This is a genomic window from Starkeya sp. ORNL1 (assembly GCF_012971745.1).
Lineage (GTDB): Bacteria > Pseudomonadota > Alphaproteobacteria > Rhizobiales > Xanthobacteraceae > Ancylobacter.
In genome coordinates this window covers 163,508-185,754 of record NZ_CP048834.1, presented here as the reverse complement: position 1 = coordinate 185,754, position 22,247 = coordinate 163,508, and the positions used below count along the sequence as shown (strand labels likewise).

At 64.7% G+C, this 22,247-nt stretch carries 20 protein-coding genes; 10 read left to right on the top strand and 10 right to left on the bottom strand.

Annotated features, from left to right (window positions below; all coding sequences use genetic code 11):
* Window positions 1-47 precede the first annotated feature (47 nt).
* From G3545_RS00845 to G3545_RS00835, 3 genes are all read left to right on the top strand, one after another.
* Window positions 48-1,439 (top strand): amidohydrolase, encoded by a 1,392-nt coding sequence (locus G3545_RS00845; RefSeq protein WP_170009042.1) that lies wholly within the window; start codon window positions 48-50, stop codon window positions 1,437-1,439.
* Between the two features lie 22 nt (window positions 1,440-1,461).
* Window positions 1,462-2,235, top strand: coding sequence for a creatininase (locus G3545_RS00840; RefSeq protein ID WP_206151368.1), 774 nt, complete (start codon window positions 1,462-1,464; stop codon window positions 2,233-2,235).
* Between the two features lie 78 nt (window positions 2,236-2,313).
* The gene (locus G3545_RS00835) at window positions 2,314-3,255 is read left to right on the top strand and encodes an agmatinase (RefSeq protein ID WP_246702842.1); all 942 of its coding nucleotides are present in this window, start codon (window positions 2,314-2,316) and stop codon (window positions 3,253-3,255) included.
* On the opposite strand, the gene G3545_RS00830 is transcribed toward G3545_RS00835, so the two are convergent.
* Window positions 3,227-3,493 (bottom strand): aldehyde dehydrogenase family protein, encoded by a 267-nt coding sequence (locus tag G3545_RS00830; protein ID WP_246702638.1) that lies wholly within the window; start codon window positions 3,491-3,493, stop codon window positions 3,227-3,229. The two genes, G3545_RS00835 and G3545_RS00830, sit on opposite strands and share 29 nt — an antisense overlap.
* 124 nt (window positions 3,494-3,617) lie before the next feature.
* On the opposite strand from G3545_RS00830, the gene G3545_RS00825 reads away from it, so the two are divergent.
* A complete protein-coding gene (locus tag G3545_RS00825; protein ID WP_170009040.1) occupies window positions 3,618-4,262 on the top strand; it encodes a cysteine hydrolase in 645 nt (214 codons plus the stop codon).
* A gap of 51 nt (window positions 4,263-4,313) precedes the next feature.
* Here the strand turns inward: G3545_RS00825 and msrB are convergent, their stop codons facing one another.
* From msrB to G3545_RS00790, 7 genes are all read right to left on the bottom strand, one after another.
* A complete protein-coding gene (gene msrB / locus G3545_RS00820) occupies window positions 4,314-4,715 on the bottom strand; it encodes a peptide-methionine (R)-S-oxide reductase MsrB (protein ID WP_170009039.1) in 402 nt (133 codons plus the stop codon).
* Between the two features lie 236 nt (window positions 4,716-4,951).
* Window positions 4,952-5,131, bottom strand: a complete 180-nt coding sequence (locus G3545_RS00815) for a Myb-like DNA-binding domain-containing protein (RefSeq protein WP_138397655.1) — start codon at window positions 5,129-5,131, stop codon at window positions 4,952-4,954.
* A gap of 377 nt (window positions 5,132-5,508) precedes the next feature.
* Complete coding sequence (locus G3545_RS00810; RefSeq protein WP_170009038.1) at window positions 5,509-6,129, bottom strand: DJ-1/PfpI family protein; 621 nt, start codon at window positions 6,127-6,129, stop codon at window positions 5,509-5,511.
* 66 nt (window positions 6,130-6,195) lie between these two features.
* A complete protein-coding gene (locus tag G3545_RS00805) occupies window positions 6,196-7,146 on the bottom strand; it encodes a substrate-binding domain-containing protein (RefSeq protein WP_170009037.1) in 951 nt (316 codons plus the stop codon).
* Window positions 7,147-7,228: 82 nt separating this feature from the next.
* Window positions 7,229-8,221, bottom strand: coding sequence for an ABC transporter permease (locus G3545_RS00800; protein WP_170009036.1), 993 nt, complete (start codon window positions 8,219-8,221; stop codon window positions 7,229-7,231).
* Complete coding sequence (locus tag G3545_RS00795; protein ID WP_170009035.1) at window positions 8,214-9,779, bottom strand: sugar ABC transporter ATP-binding protein; 1,566 nt, start codon at window positions 9,777-9,779, stop codon at window positions 8,214-8,216. The genes G3545_RS00800 and G3545_RS00795 overlap by 8 nt, the downstream gene beginning before the upstream one ends.
* Complete coding sequence (locus G3545_RS00790) at window positions 9,776-10,426, bottom strand: GntR family transcriptional regulator (protein ID WP_170017839.1); 651 nt, start codon at window positions 10,424-10,426, stop codon at window positions 9,776-9,778. The genes G3545_RS00795 and G3545_RS00790 overlap by 4 nt, the downstream gene beginning before the upstream one ends.
* A gap of 197 nt (window positions 10,427-10,623) precedes the next feature.
* Between G3545_RS00790 and G3545_RS00785 the strand changes: the two genes are divergently transcribed.
* Genes G3545_RS00785 through G3545_RS00775 form a run of 3 tightly spaced genes read left to right on the top strand, consistent with a single transcriptional unit; the run spans window position 10,624 to window position 14,268 of the window.
* Window positions 10,624-11,880 carry an iron-containing alcohol dehydrogenase gene (locus tag G3545_RS00785; protein WP_170009034.1) on the top strand — a complete coding sequence of 419 codons (1,257 nt, stop codon included), beginning with the start codon at window positions 10,624-10,626 and terminating at the stop codon, window positions 11,878-11,880.
* A complete protein-coding gene (locus G3545_RS00780) occupies window positions 11,877-13,367 on the top strand; it encodes an NAD-dependent succinate-semialdehyde dehydrogenase (RefSeq protein ID WP_170009033.1) in 1,491 nt (496 codons plus the stop codon). Before G3545_RS00785 ends, G3545_RS00780 begins: the two co-directional genes overlap by 4 nt.
* Before the next feature lie 4 nt (window positions 13,368-13,371).
* Complete coding sequence (locus G3545_RS00775; RefSeq protein ID WP_170009032.1) at window positions 13,372-14,268, top strand: alpha/beta hydrolase; 897 nt, start codon at window positions 13,372-13,374, stop codon at window positions 14,266-14,268.
* Window positions 14,269-14,320: 52 nt separating this feature from the next.
* On the opposite strand, the gene G3545_RS00770 is transcribed toward G3545_RS00775, so the two are convergent.
* Both G3545_RS00770 and G3545_RS00765 read right to left on the bottom strand, forming a co-directional pair.
* A complete protein-coding gene (locus G3545_RS00770) occupies window positions 14,321-15,406 on the bottom strand; it encodes a tripartite tricarboxylate transporter substrate-binding protein (RefSeq protein ID WP_170009031.1) in 1,086 nt (361 codons plus the stop codon).
* A gap of 42 nt (window positions 15,407-15,448) precedes the next feature.
* Window positions 15,449-17,416, bottom strand: coding sequence for a tripartite tricarboxylate transporter permease (locus G3545_RS00765; protein ID WP_170009030.1), 1,968 nt, complete (start codon window positions 17,414-17,416; stop codon window positions 15,449-15,451).
* Between the two features lie 521 nt (window positions 17,417-17,937).
* Between G3545_RS00765 and G3545_RS00760 the strand changes: the two genes are divergently transcribed.
* From G3545_RS00760 to G3545_RS00750, 3 genes are all read left to right on the top strand, one after another.
* A complete protein-coding gene (locus tag G3545_RS00760; protein WP_170009029.1) occupies window positions 17,938-19,287 on the top strand; it encodes an MmgE/PrpD family protein in 1,350 nt (449 codons plus the stop codon).
* A gap of 284 nt (window positions 19,288-19,571) precedes the next feature.
* A complete protein-coding gene (locus G3545_RS00755; protein WP_170009028.1) occupies window positions 19,572-21,170 on the top strand; it encodes a hypothetical protein in 1,599 nt (532 codons plus the stop codon).
* A 37-nt stretch (window positions 21,171-21,207) separates the two neighbouring features.
* Window positions 21,208-21,963 (top strand): GntR family transcriptional regulator, encoded by a 756-nt coding sequence (locus tag G3545_RS00750; RefSeq protein ID WP_170009027.1) that lies wholly within the window; start codon window positions 21,208-21,210, stop codon window positions 21,961-21,963.
* Window positions 21,964-22,247 lie beyond the last annotated feature (284 nt).

Below are 22,247 nucleotides of genomic sequence, written 5' to 3'. Positions count from 1 at the left end.
ATTTACCCATTGCACCACGCGAAAAGGCGTTTCGGGAGAAAGAAGAAATGGGGGTGATCCTCGCCGACGCATGGTTGATCACCATGAATGATCGTCGCGAGGTGCTTGACAGCGCCAGCATCTACATCGAAGGCCAGCGTATCGCCGCGATCGGTACCCGCCGGCAGCTGTGCGAGGCGCACCCTGATGCAGAAACCATCGACTGCCGTGGCAGGATCGTCATGCCCGGCATGGTCAACACGCACACCCATCTGTTCCAGACCCTGCTCAAGGGTCTCGGCGATGACATGGTCCTGAAGAAATGGTTCACCTGCATGACGCTGCCCGCGGCATGCGAACTCACCAGCGACGACAGCTACATCGCGGCGCTGCACGGCTGCGTGGAATCGTTGCGCTCGGGCGTCACGACGCTGGTCGATTTCCAGTACATCAATTCGCGGCCCGGCATGACCGAGAATGTGGTGAAGGCGTTCCACGAAACCGGGATACGGGGCTTCGTCTGCCGCGGGTTCCTGAGCGCCGGCCAGGAATTCGGCGTTCCCGAACATCTCATCGAGGATTCGGCGGCAGCGACGGCCCATGCCCGCAGCCTGATCCGCACGCACAACACACCCGATGCGCGGGTGCAGGTCGGGCTGGCGCCCTGCATGATCTGGACGGTGGAAGCCGAGGGCTTCCGACGCGTTCGCCAGGTTGCCAGCGAAGAGGGAGCACTTGTCACCACGCATCTGGCAGAGACCGACTTCGAGATTCAGCGTGCGTTCTCGCAATATTCTTGCACCGATGCCGAACTGCTCAGCGAGATCGGCTTCCTCGGCCCCGATGTGCTGGCCGTGCACTGCGTGCAGTGCAACAAGCACGATTTGCGCGTCCTGCGTCATCACGACGTGAAGGTCTCGCACAATCCCTGCAGCAACCTCTATCTCGCGTCCGGCTACCCCGCGATCCCGGAGATGCTCATGGCCGGCATCACGGTCGGCCTTGCTTCCGACGGCCCAGCCAGCAGCAATAATCACAGCCTGTTCCAGGCGCTGAAATTCGCCGCGCTGGTGCCCAAGGGCCTGACTCGCGACGCCACCGTCATCACCGCGGAGAAGGTGCTGGAGATGGCGACCATCGATGGCGCGCGAGCGGTCGGACTGGATAGGGAGATCGGCTCGGTCGAGGTCGGCAAGAAGGCCGACCTGATCGTCATCGACTACGAGAACGCCTTCATGACGCCGATCCACAATCCGGTGTCGGCCATCGTCTACTCGGCCCTCGGACATGAGGTCAGCGACGTCATGGTCGACGGCGCATTCGTGGTGCGGAAGGGCGTGGTGACCAGCGTGGACGAGAAGGCCGTCCGCGAGCGCGCGCAGGCCGCGGCGAATTCATTGGCCGAGCGCTCGGGAATTGATCGCTTCAAGCGCCGGCCGTGGCGGTCCACGGCGATCTGAGCGCACAGGGAAGGAGACCCAAGTGAACGACAGCGCATTGATGGCCGAACTCAGCTGGCCGGAATTCGCCGAGAAAGTCCGCCAGGGCGCGACGGTTTTCCTGCCGCTCGGCGCAACCGAGCAGCACGGCCCGCATATGGCGCTCGGCGTCGACGTCATCCTGCCGACCTCCGTGTGCGAGCGGGTGGCGCGCAACATCGGCGGTGTGGTCGCGCCCGCCGTGCCCTATGGCTACAAGTCGCAACCGCGCTCGGGCGGCGGCGAGTCGTTTCCCGGCACCATCAGCCTCGACGCACACACGCTTTCCTTGGTCGTGCGCGACGTGATCCGCGGTCTCGGCCATGATGGCGTACGACGCGTGGTCGTGGCCTGCGGTCACTTCGAGAACATGTGGCCGGCCATCGAAGGGATCGACCTCGCCTTGCGCGAATTGCGCCGCGACGGCATCACCGACATGCAGATATTGCGGCTGGAGTACTGGGACTTCGTGCGCCGCGAGACGCTCGACCGGCTTTTTCCGGAGGGGTTTCCCGGCACCGAGCTCGAGCACGCCTCCCTGCTCGAGACCTCCTTCATGCTACTGCTGCGCCCGGACCTCGTCGACATGGGCAAGGTGCCGAGCGATGGGCCGGCGCGCGTGCCTGCCTATGACCGCTATCCGCAGCCTTCGGGCTTCATTCCGGCATCGGGCGTGCTCGCGCGCGCCGAGCGCGCCGCTTCCGAAAAGGGCCAATGGCTGCTCGACGACCATGTCGAACTGGTCACGCAAGCCGTTCGACAGGGCTTCGAGCTCTGACCTATCCCAGGCACTCCAGCATCGATGGCACCCATGTCCAAGCTTACGACCGCACCGCGTGGCGTCTTCCAGACCTTCATGAACTTCCCGTTCGCCGCCGATCTCGACAGCCTCAGGGCGGACGTCGCCATCATCGGCATGCCCTATGGCGATCCCTACGCCATCGATGAATTGATCAACGACCAGACCAATGCTCCGACCGCGGTTCGGCGGGCTTCGAGCCGAATCAGCCAGTCCCTGGATCGCCATGACTTCGACATCGGCGGACCGGTGTTCGACGGCAAGGACATCAAGGTCGTCGACGTCGGCGACGTTCCGGGCGACGCGAACCGGCTTGGCGAGCATTACAGGCTCGCGGAAGCGGCGATCCGCAAGATCCTCGCTGCCGGAGCCCTGCCGATCTCGATCGGCGGCGACCACGGCATTCCGATCCCGATTTTCCGCGCTCTCGACGACCAGGGCCCGATCACGCTGGTTCATCTCGACGCGCATCTCGACTGGCGCCACGACGTCAACGGCGTGACGCAGGGCTATTCCAGCACGATCCGGCGCGCTTCGGAGATGGCCCATATCGACAAAATCTTCCAGGTCGGCATACGCGGGCAAGGCAGTGCCCGGCCCGGCGAGGTCGCGGACGCAAAAGCCTATGGCGCGACCATCGTCACCCATGCCGAGTGGGAGGACATGGGGACCAAGTCCTTGCTCGACCTCATTCCCGATGGAGGCCGTTATTATCTCACCATCGATGCGGACGGCTTCGATCCAGCCGTGATGCCCGCCGTCGCCTTTCCGCAGCCCGGCGGGGTGACCTATCGCCAGGCGATCGATCTCGTCAAAGGTCTGGTGAAGAAAGGGCGGGTTGTCGGCATGGACTTCGTTGAAATCACCCCCGCGCGCGACATCAATGACCTTACCTCGATCACGGCTGGGCACATCATTTTGAACTTCATTGGCGCCGCGGTGCGGGCCGGCTATTTCCAGTCGGGGGAATCTACAGGGTCACCCACTTCACCTCGGTGAGTTTCTCCAGCGAGTAGCGCCGGCCCTCGCGGGCGATGCCGCTGTTCTTGACGCCGCCGAAGGGAACGTGAGGCTCGTCGGAGACGGTGGTGTCGCTGACATGCACCATGCCGGTTTCGAGGCGCAGCGAGGGATCGAGCGCCTGCTGCATGTCATTGGTGATGGATATCCAGGCTTTCACGCTGCAGAAGGCCTTGGGTGGAACCTGGGCGCCGGCATCGACAGCCGGCGGCGCCATAGACGCGACGGCCGTCGCGGCAGGTTCTTGCGCCTGTCTCACATGCGGGCGCAGTATTCGCCGGTATATCGCGTCTCTGTGACATTCCAGGCTCTGCGCAGCCTTTGCGACAAGGGAGAAAGCAATGGATCCGAAGTCCACCGCGCTTGTGCTTATCGAATATCAGAACGACTTCACGACCGAGGGCGGCACGCTGCACCAGGCGGTCAAGCCGGTCATGGACCAGACGCAGATGCTGCCGAACTCCGTCGAGACGGTGAAGCAGGCCCGCGCGCTCGGCGCCACCATCGTCTTTGCGCCCATCACCTTCACGGACGACTATCACGAGCTTAGCCAGAACCCTTATGGCATCCTCAAGGGGGTGGTCGACAGCCGCTCGTTCCGCAAGGGCTCCTGGGGCGCCGAGATCGTCGATGACCTGAAACCGCTGGAAAGCGATATCGTCATCGAGGGCAAGCGTGGCCTATGCGGCTTCGCCAGCACCAATCTCGACTTCATCCTGCGCAGCCGCGGCATCAGGACGATCGCCCTCGGCGGCTTCCTCACCAATTGCTGCGTCGAATCGACGATGCGCACCGGCTATGAGAAGGGCTACGACGTCGTCACCCTCACCGACTGCACGGCAACGCTCAGCGAGGAAGAGCAGCGCATGGCGGTCGAGAAGAACTATCCGATGTTCTCTCGGCCAATGACGCACAACGACTTTCTCGTCGCGCTTGCGGGCTCTGGAGAGGTCACGACAGAGGGGCGCGGCTACGAGGCTGTCTGACCGGTCGTCAGCGCGGGGGGCAATCCCGCGCCAGTGCTGTCCGCGGACGCTTCAGGATCTCGGCTCGAACTTCAGCGCCACGCCATTGATGCAATAGCGCTGATGGCTCGGCGGCGGCCCGTCCGGAAATACATGGCCGAGGTGGCTGCCACACGTCGCGCAGTGCACCTCGGTGCGGACCATGCCGTAGCTGCGGTCGGTGGTGGTCTCCACCGCCCCGTCAATGGGCTCGTTGAAGCTCGGCCACCCGGTGCCGCTCTCGAACTTCACCTTGCCCTCGAACAGCGGCGAGTCACACCCGACGCAATGGAACGTGCCGAGGCGCTTCTCGAACAACAAGGCGCAACTGCCCGGCGCTTCGGTGCCGTGGCCGCGCATGATGTCGTATTGCTCGGGGGTCAGGAGCCGGCGCCATTCCGCCTCGCTGCGGGTGACCGGATATGTCGTCGCCATCTGTTCGCTCCCGGCGTCGTCTCTCGGCATCGGGCGTAAAGGGCCCGGCTCAATATAGTGTGCCGCTGACGTTCGAAAACCCCGTCGATTTGGCTCTGAATGCGCCTCGCTCAGTCGATGGCACGCCGTTGCGTGCCGTTACGGACGCGGTATCATCGCCCATCTGCAGACGTTCGGCTTTGCGCCACGTGGAGACGGTCCTGGCGTAGCACTCAAGACCGTGCCGTGAGCACGACCTAACGGAGCTTGGCGATACCGATGCCATCGAGTTTGGCGCGGTCTTTGATGGATTCCTCGCTTCGGGTCATCGCTTTTGAAATCGCCTTCAGTGCCATGCCCTTCTTGGCGAGCAGCTTTAGCTTTTCCAGTTCCTCATGTGTCCAGGGTTGGCGGTGCCGTTCAAATCGCTCGGCCATGGTTTGCCCCTATTCTGCCGGGATACATCCAGCATTCGCGGCATCTATAGCAGTGCTGGCGACGAACCGCTCGTTGCCGATTAGCGCCCCGTCGTCCGCATTCGCGCTACGCCGACTAAGCATGCTCAGTTCGCCAATCAACAAGCCGCGCGGCCTCTGTCTGGCTGGACGACACCCGGTACCAGAAATTATTGGCAGAAAAGGAGTTTTTCGCGGCCCGTGAGATCGAGCGCCGTCTTGCACGGCTCGGCGGCTCAAGGCGGATGCCGGCGCTTCGCCCTAGCAGCGACTGGCGTCATCAGAGGCCCTTGCTGACCTCGGGGTGGAGCGGAGCTTCCCGCGCGGCAACGGTTCTGCTGCACGGGAAGCAATTAGCTCTACGCAGCGCGGGTCGATGCGGCGGGCGCGGCTTCCGAATGCCGGATCTCGGTTCCCAGCACCTTCAGGCATTCGCGCATGAAGGCGGCGAGCGCCGTCCACCCTTTGGCGGACACCATATTGCCGTCGACCAGCGCTTCGGTCGGCGACAGGTCTACATAAATGCCGCCGGCGAGGCGCACTTCCGGCTCGCAGGCGCCGAGCGCCCCGACCCGCTTGCCATTCACGACCCCATCCACCGCAATCAGGATCTGCACGCCGTGGCAGATGGTGAAGATCGGCTTGCCGGTCTCGTGGAAATGGCGGACCATCGCCTGGATGCGCTTGTCGGTGCGGATATATTCCGGCCCGCGACCGCCGGCGCAGTACACCGCGTCGTACTCCTCCAGTTTCACCTCGGAGAAGGTCTTGTTGATGTCGGCAAGATGGCCGTATCGCTCGATGTAGGTCTGGTGCCCTTCGAAATCGTGCAGCGAGGTCTGGATCTTCTCGCCGGCCTTCTTGTCCGGGCAGATCACGTGGACGGTGTGGCCGACGGCCTCCATCCCCTGCTGGAATACGAAGATCTCGTATTCCTCGGTGAACTCGCCGGTGAGCATCAGGATTTTCTTGCCTGGCATGGTGGTTTCCTCCGCTTGATCAGTGTCGATACGATTGGACGGGTGGCCCGATTGTGATGGACGCGCTCAGAACGGCGAGTCCGGGAAATAGTATTCGGCGGCGTTCGCCTTGGTGATCAGCGGCGCGTCTAGCTTGAACGAGCCGCGCACCGGCGCATGACCGGCGAAATGCGCCGCGGTGAGGTAGATCGCAGTCTTGATCATGGACGGCGGATAGGGCGTCTCCACCGGCGTCACGGAGTCGCCCGCCATCACCTTCTGGATGATCTCCTTCATGCCGTTGCCGCCAAGCGCGAACTTGATCTCCTTGCGGCCGGATTGCTTGATCGCCTCGAGGACGCCAAGCAGCATGTCGTCGTCGTTGGCCCAAACTGCATCGATCTGCGGATACTTGGCGAGATAGTCCTGCATCAGCTTGAAGGCCTCGTCACTATTCCAGTTCGCATACTGGATATCGAGCACCTTGAGCCCGCTGCCGGCAATGCCGTCCTTGAAGCCCTTGATGCGCTCGTCGTCGATCACCGTGGGGATGCCGCGCAGCACGACGAGATTGCCCTTGCCGCCCATCTTCTCGACCAGGAACTTCGCGGTGTTGAAGCCGACCGCGATGTTGTCGCCGGCAACATAGAGATCCTGGATGCTCGGATCATTCAGGCCGCGATCGACGACGGTGATGAAGCTGCCCTTCTCCTTGATCGTCTTCACCGGCGTCGTCAGTTCCTCGGACGAATGCGGCAGGATGACCAGCGCGTCGAGCTTGCGGGTCGCGGAGAGATCCTCGATGGCGCTGACCTGCGCGCTCGCCGAGGGCGAGGTCTTCACAATTACCTCGATGTCCGGGAAGGCTTTGTTGATCTCTTTGGCGGCGGCGTTGGCATGATAGACCACGCCGGCGGTCCAGCCATGGTCGGCGGCGGGAATGGATACCGCGATCGTCTTCTTCTCGGCGGCGGACGCCGGGCCGGCGGCCAGGACAGCCATGGTGATGCTGGTGGCCAGCAGAATATTCCTGAGCATGCGTTTCCTCCATTGATGCGGCAGTCTTGTTTGAAGCCCGGCGCGTCGCGGCTGCCTTGCCCGCGCCCGCTTTCTGTTCCGGCTAGCTCTTCGACATCCGCTGGATCAGCATGGCGATGATGATGATCACGCCCTGCACCGCGGCGACGAGGTACTCGGAGACGAAGTCGGAAAGGACCATCAGGTTGGCGATGAACTCTAGGATCACCGCGCCGGCGACCGTGCCCCAGATGCGTCCCCGACCGCCGCGCAACGCCGTCCCGCCGATGACGACAGCGGTGATCACCTGCAGTTCCCACAGCAATCCGGTGGTCGGCGTGGCCGCGCCGAGCCGGGGGACGTAGCAGATGGCAGCGATCGCGACGCAGGCGCCCTGGATGACGAACGCCATGGTCCGCACCCGGGTGACCGATATGCCGGAGTAGCGCGCCACGTCCTCATTGGCGCCCACCGCCACGCAGCGGCGGCCGTAGCGGGTGCGGTAGAGGACATAGGCGGCCACCAGCGCCACCGCGAGCGAGACCAGGATTGGGATCGGCACGCCCAGCACGTCGCCGAAATAGACCGGCCGGTAGGCATCGCGAAGGCTGCGGTCGATCGCCACCGTGCCGCCATCGGTCATGTAGGTGATGAGCGCGCGGAAGATGCCCATCGTGCCGAGCGTGGCGATGAAGGGCTCGATGCGGCCGACCGTCACGATGGTCCCGTTCAGCAGCCCGCAGGCGATGCCGGTGACCAGAGCCACCGCCATGCCGAGTGGGATCGCCGCCGTGCCGACGCTCGGCGTCACCCAGTTCATGAACAGGATCATCACGCCGGTGATGAAGGCGGCCATGGAGCCGACCGACAGGTCGAGCCCGCCCGAGGAAATGACGAAGGTGGCGCCGATGGCGATGATGCCGATGAAGGCGCTTCGGGTGACGACGTTGGCGATGTTGTTGGCCGACAGGAAATCGGGATTGATGAGAAAGCCGATCAACACCAGCGCGGCGAGCGCCAGGAAGGGGCCGGCATCGCCCCAGCCGATGGACCGGTTCCGTTGGGCGCGCGGCGGCGCGGCTGCGACATCAGCCATGTGCGTTTTCCTCAAATGGTTTTTCGCTCGCCACGCTGCTGGTGGCGTAAAGCGCGACATTGCTCTCCGACATGGCGTCGCCGGTGAGTTCCCCATTGATCCGGCCGGCGCGCATGACGAGGATGCGATCGCACAGGCCGATCAGTTCCTGCATTTCCGAGGAGATGACGATGCAGGATCTGCCCTCGCGCGCCAGCGACTGGATGAAAGCGTAGATCTGACTCTTGTTGGCGATGTCGATCCCGCGCGTCGGCTCGTCGATGACGATGACCGTGGGATCGTTCAGCATCACCTTGGCGAGCAGCAGCTTCTGCTGGTTGCCGCCGGAGAGCTGGCCCGCTTTGGCATCGCGGCTGCGCAGGCGGATGTCGTAGCTGCGCACGGCCTGGTCGAGCAGGCGCGCCTCGCCGGCGAGGTCGAGGCCGGCGAGCGGATGCACTTTGTCGAGCGCGGCGAGGGTGAGATTGGGCGCGAGGCGCTCGCCGAGCAGCAGGCCCTTGCCCTTGCGATCCTCGGTCAGATATCCCAAGCCGGCGGCCGCCGCCTGCGCGGGGGATGCGAAATGAACCGGCCTGCCGTGCAGGCGCACCGCGCCGAAGCTGGCCGGGCGCAGGCCCAGCAACCCTTCGAACAGCTCCGTCCGCCCGGCGCCGATCATGCCGGCGAGGCCGAGGATCTCGCCCTTACACAGGGTGAACGACACGTCCCGTACAAAGCCAGGGACATGAGCGTGCGCGATCTCGAGCGCCGGCTCCGCCAGCTCGCGCTCCAGTCGCGGCGGATACAGGCTGGCGAATTCCCGCCCGACCATAAGGCTCGCCATACGCTGCGGCGTCAGGCCCGCCGCGTCGTAGGTGCCGACCTTGCGTCCGTCGCGCAGAACGGTGACGCGATCGGCCAGCCGCTCCACCTCGTCGAGCCGGTGGCTGATATAAAGGATGGCGACGCCGCGCTGCTTCAGCCTGACGATGATGTCGAGCAGCGGGTCGACCTCGTCATGGGTCAGCACGGCTGTCGGCTCGTCGAAGATCACCACGCGGTGGGTCCCGAGCAGAGCCTTGGCGATCTGCACGAGCTGCCGGTTGGCGAGCGAGATGTCGCCGACTCGTGCGCGCGGCGAGACCTTGCAGCCGATCTCGGCCAGCTGCGCGGCCGCGGCTTCGCGCATGGCGCGCTCGTCGAGGGTGCCGAAGCGGGTGATCTCGCGGCCGATGAAGATGTTCTCGGTGACGGTCAGCGCTTCGGCGAGGAGGATCTCCTGGTGCACCAGCGCGATGCCGGCGGCCTGCGCATCCGAGGGCGCATGGAAGGCGATCGGCTCGCCATCCATCAGCAACTCGCCTTCGCTCGGCCGGAGATAGCCGGAGAGCAGGCGCATCAGCGTCGACTTGCCCGCGCCGTTCTCGCCGATCACCGCATGGATCTCGCCCGGCCGGACGTCCAGCGACGCGTCGGAAAGCACCGTGACGCCACCAAACTCCTTGCCGAGCCGTTCGGCGCGAAGCACGGGCGCGACCGTGCCGTCCGTTGCGGGGGAACGCGCCAGCGCCGCCGTCATGAATCGAATGCCGGGAGAAGCCGGTCGCGCGAGCGCTCGACATGCATGCGCATCGCCCGCCTGGCGGCTTCGGCATCGCGCGCGGCGAAGGCGGCGAGGATAGCCTCGTGTTCGTCGAGTGCCTCCTCGGTGACGCGCGCATGGAACATCAGGCGGAAGATGTGGAAGTGGGTGTGCTGGTGCGCCAGCGTCTCCCTCACCAGCTCGTTGCCGGCGACTTCCAGTATCTGGTCGTGGAACACGGCATCCTGGCGGGCAAACTGCGAATAGCGCACGCGCTCGTCCGCCCCGCCGCTGCGCGACATGACGCCTGCGGCGGCGGTCAGCTCGGCGAGCCCGGCATCGGTCATCGTGGCCGCCGCTCGGCTGGCCATTTCCGGCTCCAGCAACAGGCGCAGATCATAGAGCTCCTCGAAGCGCCGACGGGTGATCTGCGGCGCCGCGCTGTAGCCGACGAGATGTGTCTTGACGACCAGCCCCTCGCCCTCAAGCCGCCCCAGCGCCTCGCGGATCGGCGTCTGCGACACGGCCAGCTCGCGCACCAGATTATCGACGGTGATGCGCGCGCCCGGCGGTATCCGCAGCGCCATCAGGCGCGCGAAGATCGCTTCGTAAACCTCCTCGGCGAGGCTCGCGGCGCGATGGATAGCCGGCGGCGGTTCGCCGGGCTCCGGCAGATGGTGTGAGGCGGCGAGAGGTTTCGGACTGCGCACGGTTTTGCCCCTTGACAATGATCGAGAGCTAGCACGATCCTTTGCATCACTCAATACGATATCCTATACGATTTTGTGTAGGGATCACGCCATCAGCTGATTTGTTCAGCTATGCCAATTGGATAACCGCCGTGACATGCTTCTCCGCAATCCGGCTGCCGGCCGAAATTCTCTTCGGCAAGGGGCAGCGCCTGGCCTTGCCCGCCGTCGCCAAGCGTCTCGGCCAGCGGGCGCTGATCTGCACGGACGAGCGGCTTGCCGCGTCGGCCGACTTCGCGCAGCTGCTCGATGGGCTGCACGCCGCCGGGCTCGCGGTGCTGGTGCATGATCGCGTCCTGCCGGATGTTCCGCGTGACAGTGCGGCAGAATGCGCGGAGGCGGCGCGCCCCTTCGCGCCCGATGTCGTCATCGGCATTGGCGGCGGCAGCTGCCTCGACATGGCCAAATGCGCGGCGCTGCTCCTGACGCATGGCGGCCGGCTCCCCAACTATTATGGCGAGTACAAGGTCCCTGGACCCGTGCTGCCCATCATCGCCGTGCCCACCACCGCCGGTACCGGCTCGGAGGCAACGCCGGTCGCGGTGATCTCGGACCCGGACCGAACCCTGAAGGTCGGCATTTCCAGTCCACATCTCATTCCGAAGACCGCGATCTGCGATCCCGACCTCACGCTTTCCTGCCCGCCCACCCTCACCGCCATCGCCGGCGCGGACGCGCTCACCCACGCCGTCGAGGCCTTCACGGCGGGGCGGCGTGCGGCTTCGCCCGAACTGGCACAGAAGCATGTCTTCATCGGCAAGAGCGCGCTGACCGACCATTTCGCGCTGCTCGCCATCCGCCTTCTCGGCCGCAGCCTGGAGCGCGCGTGGCGCGACGGATCCGATGAGGAGGCGCGGGCCGAGGTGATGATGGCGGCGCTGGCGGCCGGCTGCGCCTTCGGTACGGCAGGGACGGCCGCCGCGCACGCCATCCAGTATCCAGTCGGCGCGCTGACCCATACCGCCCATGGCCTCGGCGTCGCGACGATGCTGCCCTATGTGATGCGCTTCAACCGCAGCGCAGCGAGAGCCGAGATGGCCGAGATCGCGCTCGCGCTGGGCCTTCCCGGCGAGGGCCGCTCTCAGGAAGCGCTGGCGGACGCCACAATCGACGAGGTGACGAGACTGCTTGCCGCCATCGGCATCCCGCCGACACTCGCTGGACTCGGCCTGCCTGCCGACAAGCTCATATGGACCGGCGAGCAGGCACTGGGCATCGAGCGTCTCATCAAAAACAACCCGCGCCCCATCGGACCGGCCGAGATGACCCGCCTGCTCGACGCGGCCTATCGCGGCGATGTCGACGCGGCGGCCTGCGATCTCCTTCTTGAACAGGAATCCCAGCCATGAACATCGCAACCCCCACCCTCCCCGCTTCCAGCGCCCTGCCGGCCATCGATCCGGCAGCCGGCGCGCGTGGGCTCTACATCGGCGGACATTGGGTGCGGCCGGCGGGACGGCAGTCCATCCCCGTGGTCGACCCCTCTTCCGGGGCGGTACTGGCCGATGTGCCTGACGCCACGATCGAGGATGCCAAGGCGGCGGTCGACGCGGCAGCCGCGGCAGCCCGGGGCTGGCGGGCCACGCCACCGCGCCGCCGTTCGGAAATCCTGAGCCGCTGCTTCGAACTGATGACGGCGCGCACTGAAGAGCTCGCCCACCTGATTTCGCTGGAGAACGGCAAGGCGCTGCGCGACGCGCGCGGCGAGGTCGCCTATGCCGCCGAGTTCTTTCGCTGGAACGCGGAGGAAGCCGTGCGCATACGTGGCGAATTCACCCTCTCGCCCACCGGGGCCAACCACATCGTCGTCGACTACGAGCCGATCGGCATCTGTGTCCTCATCACGCCGTGGAACTTCCCGGCGGCGATGGCGACCCGCAAGATCGCCCCGGCTCTCGCCGCCGGCTGCACCGTGGTGCTCAAGCCCGCGAGCGAGACGCCGCTCACCGCCTATGCCCTCGCCGCGCTCTATGAAGAAGCCGGCGTGCCGCCCGGGGTCGTCAATGTGCTGACCACCACGACACCCGGTCCGGTCACAGCGGCGATGCTGGCCGACCCGAGGGTTCGCAAGCTTTCCTTCACCGGCTCCACCCAGATCGGCCGGGTGCTGCTCGCCGAGGCGGCCAGGCACGTGCTGAGCTGTTCGATGGAACTTGGCGGCAACGCGCCGCTCATCGTCTTCGACGACGCCGATCTCGACGTGGCGGTGGAAGGCGCCATGCTGGCCAAGATGCGCAATGCCGGGGAGGCCTGCACCGCGGCCAACCGGATCTATGCCCAGGCCGGAATTTATGATCGCTTCGCCGAGGCGCTGACGGCGCGCATGTCCGCGCTCAAGGTGGGCCCCGGCACCGATGCCTCGACGGAGTGCGGCCCGATGATCACGCCGGCGGCAGTCGGCAAGATTGAGCGGCTGGTGGACGACGCCGTGTCGCGTGGCGCGACGCTGCTGTGCGGCGGCCGGCGCCCCGAGGGTGCCGGCTTCTTCTACCCGCCGACGGTGCTGAGTAAGGTTCCGCACGATGCCGCAATGGCGCATGAGGAGATCTTCGGGCCTGTCGCCGCGCTGGCCCGTTTCGAGACGGAGGACGAGGCCGTCGCCTTCGCCAACGCGACCGAGTACGGTCTCGCGGCCTATGTGTTCACGCAGGACCTGGCGCGCGGGCTGAGGGTAGCGCGCCGGATCGATACCGGGATGGTCGGGCTCAATCGCGGGCTCGTCTCCGATCCCGCGGCGCCGTTCGGCGGCACCAAGCAGAGCGGCCTCGGCCGGGAAGGCGGCGCGCATGGCGTGCTCGAATTCCTCGAGGCCAAATACATCGCGACCCGGTTGTGAGACCATGGCCGATCCGTTCCGTACACGGGACCATGTGCCCGGCTTCGACACTCACGTCCGCGCCTTTGCCGAGCGCAGTGCGGCGACACGGGCGCGGCTGCCTATGCTGGCGGACGTGCCCTACGGTCCCTGGCCAGAGGAGAGGCTTGACCTGTTCTTCCCCGCGCCGGGCGCGGCGACTGGCGCCGTGCACATGTTCGTCCATGGCGGTTATTGGCGAATGTTCTCCAAGAATGACTTCTCCTTTGTCGCCGAGACGGTGACGAGGGCCGGCGCTATTGCCGCGATCATCGACTACGCCCTGATGCCGGCGGTACGAATGGATGTCATCGTCGATCAGGTCCGCCGCGCAAAAAGCTGGATTGGCGCTCACATCGCCGAGTATGGCGGAGATCCGTGCCGGCTGACACTCAGCGGGCATTCCGCAGGCGCCCACTTATGCTCGCTGATCATGGGCGCGCGCGGGGTGCCCACAGGCGTGGAGGCAGCCTTCCTGCTGAGCGGGCTTTATGATCTCGCGCCCTTGCAAGGCTCCTTCTTGCAGAACGAAATCGCCCTCACGAACGCGGAGGTCGAGCGCTTCAGCCCACTCCGGCTGCCGCACGACCCAGCCGTGCGAGTCTCGCTGCTCGTGGGAGAGAAGGAGACGACGCCTTTCCACGAGCAGGCTGCAGCGTTCGCCAGCCACTTGACGACACAGGGGCTTGCCGTCGGGACCTCGATCCTCGCTGATGGTGACCATATGAGTGTGGTGGCCGACTTGGGTATGCCGGAAAGTAACACCGGACATTTATTGGCGATGCTTATCGCTGGGCCGAGCGGATCAGCCGCATCGCCGGGTGGATACCAACACGGCCCGCGGCGCGACGGAGATCGAGCGCGGGCGCTGCCTCGGCCATGACCGGGGCAGCGCCCGGGTGTGACGGGCCACCTGCCACAGGGTCAGTCAGCGATCACAGGCTGACCTGATAGTTCTTGTTCAGCCACCCCTTCAGCCAGTTGAACGTCTCGTCATCGAAGGTGGCGGCGCCGCGAAGGGCGCGGCCGGCGGCTTCGCCGAGCGCCTGCGGATAGGGCCCGACAATGTCGTCGGCCTGCGACTTGTATTTCGGGTTGCTGAATTCCGCGACGACTTCGCTGATCGCCTTGTTATAGGTATCGACGATGTCCTTCGGGGTACCCGCAGGCAATGCCAGCCCCTTCGCCGTCATGATGTTCAGGTTGAACATGGCGAGCCAGGCCTTCTGCTCGGGACCCTCGGGATCCTTGCCGTTCAAGGCCTTGTAGACTTCGATATAGGTCGGCACGTCCGGCACCAGGGGATCGCGGACGATGGCGCCGGTATTGTCGGTGATGCCGAGCGTGAACAACGGAACCGCGACCCCGGACTGCACCATGGGCAGGACCTGGATCTGGTAGGCCGCCGTCGAATCGAAGTTCAGGTTGAACTCGCCGCGTTCGAAGGACGGCCGTGCATCGCCACGGTTCAGGCCGAACACCTCCTTGGCCTTGAGGCCCAGCCCATCGAGGCTCAGCAGCACGCGCAAGTCGCCGCCGGTGGCGTTGTTGGCGCCCATGACGAGCGCCTTCTGCTTGAGGCCCGCTATATCCGCGCCGCTCTTCACGCCCAGTGCCGAGTTGGCATAGACCACCGTCCCGTTCGGCGAACTGATGATCGGGATCCAGTTGGCAAGCTTGTACTTCACGCGCTTGTCGCGGAAGACATAGTTCGCGGTGAGCGAAGTGCCGATGCCGATCAGGGTGAGGCCGTCGGGCTTCGCCCTCTGCTCGAACTGATTGCCCCCGGCGATGGCACCTGCGCCGGCCACATTGTTGACGATGACCGTCGGTTTGCCGGGAAGGTGTTCCGAGAGGATGGGGGCCAGGAAGCGGGCATAGATGTCGGTTCCGCCGCCGGCTTCATAGGGCACCAGGATCTCGATACGCTGGCCGCTGAAGTCGGCAGCAGAAGCGCCGGTTGCAGCGCCCGCGAGCGCGACGGCGAGAAGCGGTAACCTCCACAGGTTTCGCAGTTCCATGTTTCATCTCCCAGTTCGGATTTTTATAGTTGAATGAGACTGTTAGCGGAGCCACCAGGGCAAGCTGACATATTGTTCGAGCACGCCTGCCGGGTATTGCAGATAGAGGAAGAAGGCGAGGATCGAGAGCACCCCCGTCGTGGCCGCGCCAAAGCCGGCATTGCGCCAGATCGGCCCGCGGCATTCCGCGGTGATGAACGCGCCGACGAAGATCGCCGAGGCGATGCTGAAGCCGACGAGCCACATCAGGCAGATGAAGCCGAAGAACCACGACATGTACAAAAGCTGGCTCGCGATCGGCTTTTCTTCGTCGGGACCGTAAGCATTCTCGTCGGCGAGCGCCGGGTGGGCCGCACTGCCGAAGCTCTGCTGTGCGATTACGATCAGCAGCAGGATCAGGGTCAGGCCGCCGACCCCGAGCGGGAACACCAGGGTCAGGTAGGAATCCTGAGAAACCGAGACTATGGCGCAGGCCACGGCGATCGCCATCACCGTAGAGAACAGGATCTGCGGAAGGCGGCTCGCCGTGAACTCCCGAGCCGTCCCGTCGGCGGAGGCACGCGAGCGCATCGCTCTCAAAGCGAGGACAAGCGAGGCGATGACCAGGATAAGGATGATGATGGACTGGGGCCGGGCCAGGAAGGTGAAGCCGTAGACCTGGACGGTCTGGTAGATGCTGGCCTCGAGACCGGAGGACAGCACGAAGCCGACGATCAAAGCGGGCCGCGACCAGCCGAAGCGCTTCAACAGCAAGCCTACGATGGTCAGGGCGAACAGCGCCACGACATCGCCCCAGTCCCGGGTCGCCTGATAGGCCGTGAAGAACATCAGCACGGTGATGAAGGGCGCGAGGTAGGAATATTTGACGAGGGTCAGCTTGGCGATCGGGCCGGCCAGAATGATGCAGAGCAGCGCGCCGATGATGCTGGCGATTGCGAGCGACCAGATGATCAGGAAGGTCAGATCGAGGTTCTGGGTCACCATCCGGGCGCCCGGCTCGATGCCGATCAGGATGAAGCCGCCGAGCAGCAGCGCCATGGATCCGGAGCCGGGAATGCCGAAGAACAATGTCGGCACCAGATCGCCGCCGCGTACCGCGTGATTGGCAGCCTCGGGCGCAATGACGCCGCGAATGTCGCCTTTGCCGAACTGGTCGCGCTGGCGGGAGGACTGGACGACGTGGCCATAGGCCAGCCAGTCCGCGGTCGACGCACCGACGCCCGGAAGGACGCCGACGATGGCTCCGATCACCGAGACCCGCAACACGAGCCACCAGTTCCGGAACGTATCCTCCACGCCCTCACGCCAGCCGCTACCGAGGGTCGGCGTGTCGGCGATGGTCGATCGCTGCCGCATGAGGTCGACGATCTCCGGCATCGCAAAGATGCCGAGCGCAAGCACGATCAGGGGAATGCCATCGCTCAGATAAACCGTGTCGAATGCGAAGCGCAGTTCACCCGTCGCCGGCGCGCTACCGACGGTACCGATCAGCAGGCCAAGGCCGCACGAGGCGAGCCCTTTGATCGGGCTGGCACCGGTAAGGCAGCCGACCATGGTCAGCGCCAGCACCAGCAGCAGCAGTTGCTCTCCCATGCCGATCGCCAGAATGAGCGGGCGGGCGATGAAGACGCATCCGACGAGGACCACCGAACCGAACAGGCCGCCGAGCATCGAGGCGGAGAACGCCGCCGAAAGCGCCCGCGCGGCATGTCCCTTTCGCGCCAGCTGGAACCCGTCGAGCACCGTCGCCGACGAGGATCCGCCGGGAATGCCCATGAGGATGGAAGGAAAGGTATCGCCGGTGGCCGTCGTCGCGAGCATGCCGATCATCAGGGCCAGCGCCGACTCCTTCTCCATTCCGTAGACGAACGGAAGCAGCAGGGCCATGCCGGCGGTGCCGCCCATCCCCGGCAGCACGCCGACGATCATTCCGACGAGAATGCCTCCCATCAGATACAAGAAATGATGCAGCGAAAGCAGCTCGTGCAGAGCTTGTATGACGATGGCCATTGGGCGTTTCCCGATATTTATTTTATGGATCCAAATTCATCCGACTACATCCAGCTGTCAACCCACACCGACAGTGCACGACGGTTGCCGACGATGTTTTTTGCCGTCGGGGCGGCTGATCCGTGGTTCCGGAAAATCGCTTGTCTGCATGTGATTTTCGTTGAAGACGCTGGATTTTGCACACGTCCTTGTCCGTCATAGCTGTTGGCCGTGCCAGCACGGGCGAACCGCCGTTTGACAAGCGGATTTGTAAGGATCATTCTGGATCCAAGGAAATGCCCGGACTTGGTTGGCTCGAACGCCGCCCTGGAGGAAATGTTGTAATCAGGCGCCCTCCGCCTTCGTGAGAGAAGCGCGCCCAACACGCTCCCCTACCTCGGAAAGCTAGCACGTCGACGGCTCGGTCGGCGGCGGAACGCTCGTCGGCTGGTGCCTACGCGCGGGCGCGACGAGCCGGCAGACCGACCAACAAATACGATTTTACGGCTCGATCATAAGAAATTTCGGGAGATCATGAGACGATGACTGAGGGCGCGTTTGTAACGGAAAGCCTGGCGAAGTGGCTGTGCGAACAAAGCTTCGACAGCCTGCCACAGGAGGTCGTCGCCAAGACGATCGACGTCGTCTACGACTCCATAGGGGGCATGGTCGCCTGCTCCACCCTCCCCGAGGTCAGGGCGGTCGTCGAACTCGTCGATCAGCAGGGCAGCCGCCCGGAATGCACCATAATCGGACACAGGCAGCAGGCGTCGCTGGTTAATGCCGCGATGGCCAATGGCGGCATGGCGCACGGCAATGAGGTCGATCCGGTGCACACCACCTCGGTTGGCGGCCACGTGGCCGCCGGCCCGGTTCCGACGGCGCTCGCCGTGGGTGAATGGCTGAATTCGAGCGGCAAGGACGTGCTGCGCGCCGTCGCACTCGGCTACGAGATTGGCGGCCGCTTGATGACGATTTTCTACCGCGATCGCGACTATGTCGCTCGCCGGTTCTATCACACGGCGATTGCCGCGAATATTTCCTCGGCGGTGACGGCGGCGTTGCTGTTCGGCCTCGACCGACAGGCAGTGCAGGTCGCGCTTTGTCTTGCCACCTACCAGGCGGCTGGCCCCGACAACATGACCACCGACCCCAATCACATGGGCAAGACCTTCCAGGTCGCCGCAGCCAATCGCAACGGCGTGACCGCCGCCCTGCTGGCCCGCCAGGGATGCTTTGCCCCGCTCGACGTCCTCGACAACACGCGCGGCCTGTTCGACGCGTATCTCGACAAGCCCGACGTCGGCAAGGACATGCTGGAGAAGCTCGGCGAGTATTACTCCATCATGGATGTGATGCATAAGCGCTACTCGGCCGGAACGCCGAACCAGGCGTACCTCCAGGGCCTGTTCAAGATCATCCAGGAAAACGCGATCACGCCGGATGACGTGGACGAGATCGAGATCCACGTGCCGAAGCGCGGGATCCACAGGGTTCCGACCACGCGGCATGCGTCCATTTCCGCGGAGAAGGTCAGTGCCATCGCCGTCGCGACCGGCAAGCTGGATTTCTATTTCCTCCACGGCCCTATCGAGGCTGTCGAGGCCACGATCAAGACCATGCAGTCCCGCATCAAGTTTGTCGGGCGCGAGGACTGGACCGGCATGAACCAGGGCCGCCACGCCATCGTCATCGTGCGCACGCGGGACGGACGAGTCTTCAATGAGGATGTGTGGCATCAGCCGCTGGACCGGGCGGCGCTCGAGGACAAGTTCCGCGGGCTCGTCACACCCATGTTCGGCGAAGACCGAAGCGCGCAGTTGAAGACGTTCTGCGATCAGCTCACGACGGCCGAAAGCATTCGCCCCTTGATGAAGGCACTCCAAGCCTGAGCGCTTGGCCGCGCCAACCAGGCACGGGACGTGCGGCGGCGTTTCTGTACACGCGCCGCCGCACGCCGGCATCGGGCTCGATAGCCGGTGGCCGTTCGAAGACGGCGATTCCGGGACGAATCCAGCACGCCTTCGGCCGACCCGCGGGTTCCGGCGCCGAGCAGCCGACAAATAGCCGGTTTTTGCGCCCTCCCCGGACTTCGCCCACAGGAACGGACTTGCCACAAGGGACTTACTCGGATATTTCTGGATCCAGAATGATCCACCGATAGGAGTTAGCAGACATGAGCATGGCCTCCGAACTGACCCCCATTGCCAGCGAGCCGGTGCAGATCGGCAAGCTGGCCAGCCGTCTCGGCACCCTCGCTGGCAAGCGAATTGGCTTCGTCGACAACAGCAAGCTGAACGCCGACCGCTTCTTGGTGGAAGTTCGCAAGAACCTTGTGGCCGAGTACGGCATCATCGAGGGCCCGAGCATCCGCAAGCTGGCTCCGAAGGATCGCCTGAAGCCGGCCGACTTCGAGGCACTGGCTGCCTGCGATGGTGTCATTCAGTGCTTCGGCGACTGCGGCACCTCGACCTCGATCACCGTGGCAGACGCCGTCGAACTCGAGACCAAAGGCATCCCGACGGTGACGGTGTTCAGCACCGCCTTCGTCGAAGCAGCCAAGTCGCAGGCCGGCGGCCGCGGCCTGCCGAACCTTCACGTCGTGGCCATTCCGCATCCGATGCACACCGCACGCCAGTTCGAGGTCAATAATCGTGCCGCCGCGGCGGTGCCCGACCTCGTGGACCGGCTGACCGTCGACGGCATGCACGCCGACCCGCAGGCCGAGACCGCGAAGGCCGCGGCAGCGGCGCATGAAGACGATCAGGAAATGTTCTTCGAACGCGGCTGGACCGATGGCCTGCCGGTGGTGATCCCCACCTCCGAGAAAGTGGCTGCCATGCTGGCGGGCGTGAACCGCGACCCGCGTGAGTTGGTCGGCCCGATCCCGCCGGGCATGAAGACGGCAAGCATCGAGAAGCTGGCCGTGAATGCCGTGATGGCCGGATGCAAGCCGGCATATTTCCCGGTCGTGCTCGCCGCGCTCGAAGCGGCGCTCGAGAACAAGTTCCAGCTCTACGCCATCCAGACGGCGACCAACACCACCGCGCCGATGATCATCGTCAATGGCCCCGTGGTCGACGAACTCGGCATCAATGCCCGCAGCAACGTCCTCGGACAGGGCAATCGCGCCAACGCCTCGATCGGCCGCGCCCTGCAACTCATCCTGCGCAATGTCGGCGGCGATTATCCTGGTATCACCGACATGTCGACCCACGGCCAGGCGGGCAAGTTCACGACTTGCATTGCCGAAGCCGAGGCCGACAGCCCCTGGGATCCGCTCCATGTCGAAGCCGGCTTCAGCCGTGATGACAGCACCGTTACCCTGATCGGCGCCTCGGCGCCGCAGAACGTGTTCACCTATGGCTGCGAAAACGGCGCCGAGATCATGGAACACTTCATCGGTGCGATGACCGGCCTCGGGCACAACAACATCCTGTTCCCGAGCGGCCCGCTGCTGATCATCAGCCCCGAGCATGCCTCGACCCTGGCGCGCGACGGCTTCACCAAGGCCATCATTCGCCAGATGATCTTCGAGCGCGCGCGCATCCCGCTCTCGCGCTTCGCCGAACGCTCGGTAAAGGGCCTTCACCATCGCCGCTCGCGCTGGTTCGAGACGGTGGGCGACCACAGCCATATCGGGGTTGCGGACCGTGCGGAAGATGTCCACATCGTGGTAGCCGGCGGCGCGGGCATCCACTCGCTTTTCGTTCCCACCGGTTTCAGCCATGGTATGGTCACACGCGATATATCAGGCCGTAAATCCGCTACTTAGCTGATGGACGCCGCCGATGGGCTAATGGGAATTGGGGATGACCGAAACGACGGACATGCAGAACATCCTTGCGCGGTTCAGCAATGAGGCGACGACGGCGGACGCCGTGTGCGCAGCGTTGCGGCACTGCATCATCGAGGGTGTACTGCGCCCCGGTAAGCGCCTGCTGAGCGACGAACTCGCCACTCAGCTGGGCGTGAGCCGGACCCCGGTTCGCGAAGCGCTACGCAAGCTTGAGGCGGAGGGCCACGTCTCCCCCGCCTCGGGCAGCAAGGGGCTGGTCGTTCGCGAATACAGCGAGAAGGATCTCGAGGAGGTCTTTTTCATTCGCGAGTTGCTGGAAGGCGCCGCAGCCCGGCTTGCCGCCGATAGCGTGTCGGCCTCGGACCTCGCCCGCATGGGCGAATTCATCGAGGATATGGAATTCGCCAGCGAGCGGGGAAAAGCGGACGTGTTCCGGCAGCTCGCCGGCGAGTTCCACTCCCTGGTGCATCAGGCAAGCCGTAACAAGCGGCTTTCCGCGATGCTGCAGGATCTTCAGGAGAACATTCGCCGGTTCAATACCAGCACGCTCTATACGGCCGGCCGGATGGCGGATGCCCTGCACGAGCACCGCGCACTTTACGAGGCACTGAAGGCGCGCGACGGCGACAAGGCTGAACAGCTTGCCCGGGAGCACCGACGCAAGACGCTGGCAATGCGCCGGCAACTCATTCGCTCGGAGACGCGCGGCGACATCGTCGAGGAGATGTCTTCGCAGCGTTCCCGCCGGAAACCTTCTCTGCCGGCGTAGGAAGACGGCGGCGATTGCCGGCACGTGCCGAATATCAATCGACCAGCCGCCCTTCCCGACCATGCCCTCCTCCAGTTTCCCCATCGCCGAGATGGAGAAATTGGAGCGCTCAAGTGCGTCGATGAGCGGCCTGGCACCAGCATTCTTTTCGCGACGCCAGCACTGGGGCAGGTTCGGCCAAGCTTGACATTGGGATTTACTCGCATAATCTTGGATCCAACTGGACGCGCTAGTGGATTGCCAGATCCGAGTCTCAGCCCCACCCAAGCGTGATCGAACACCCA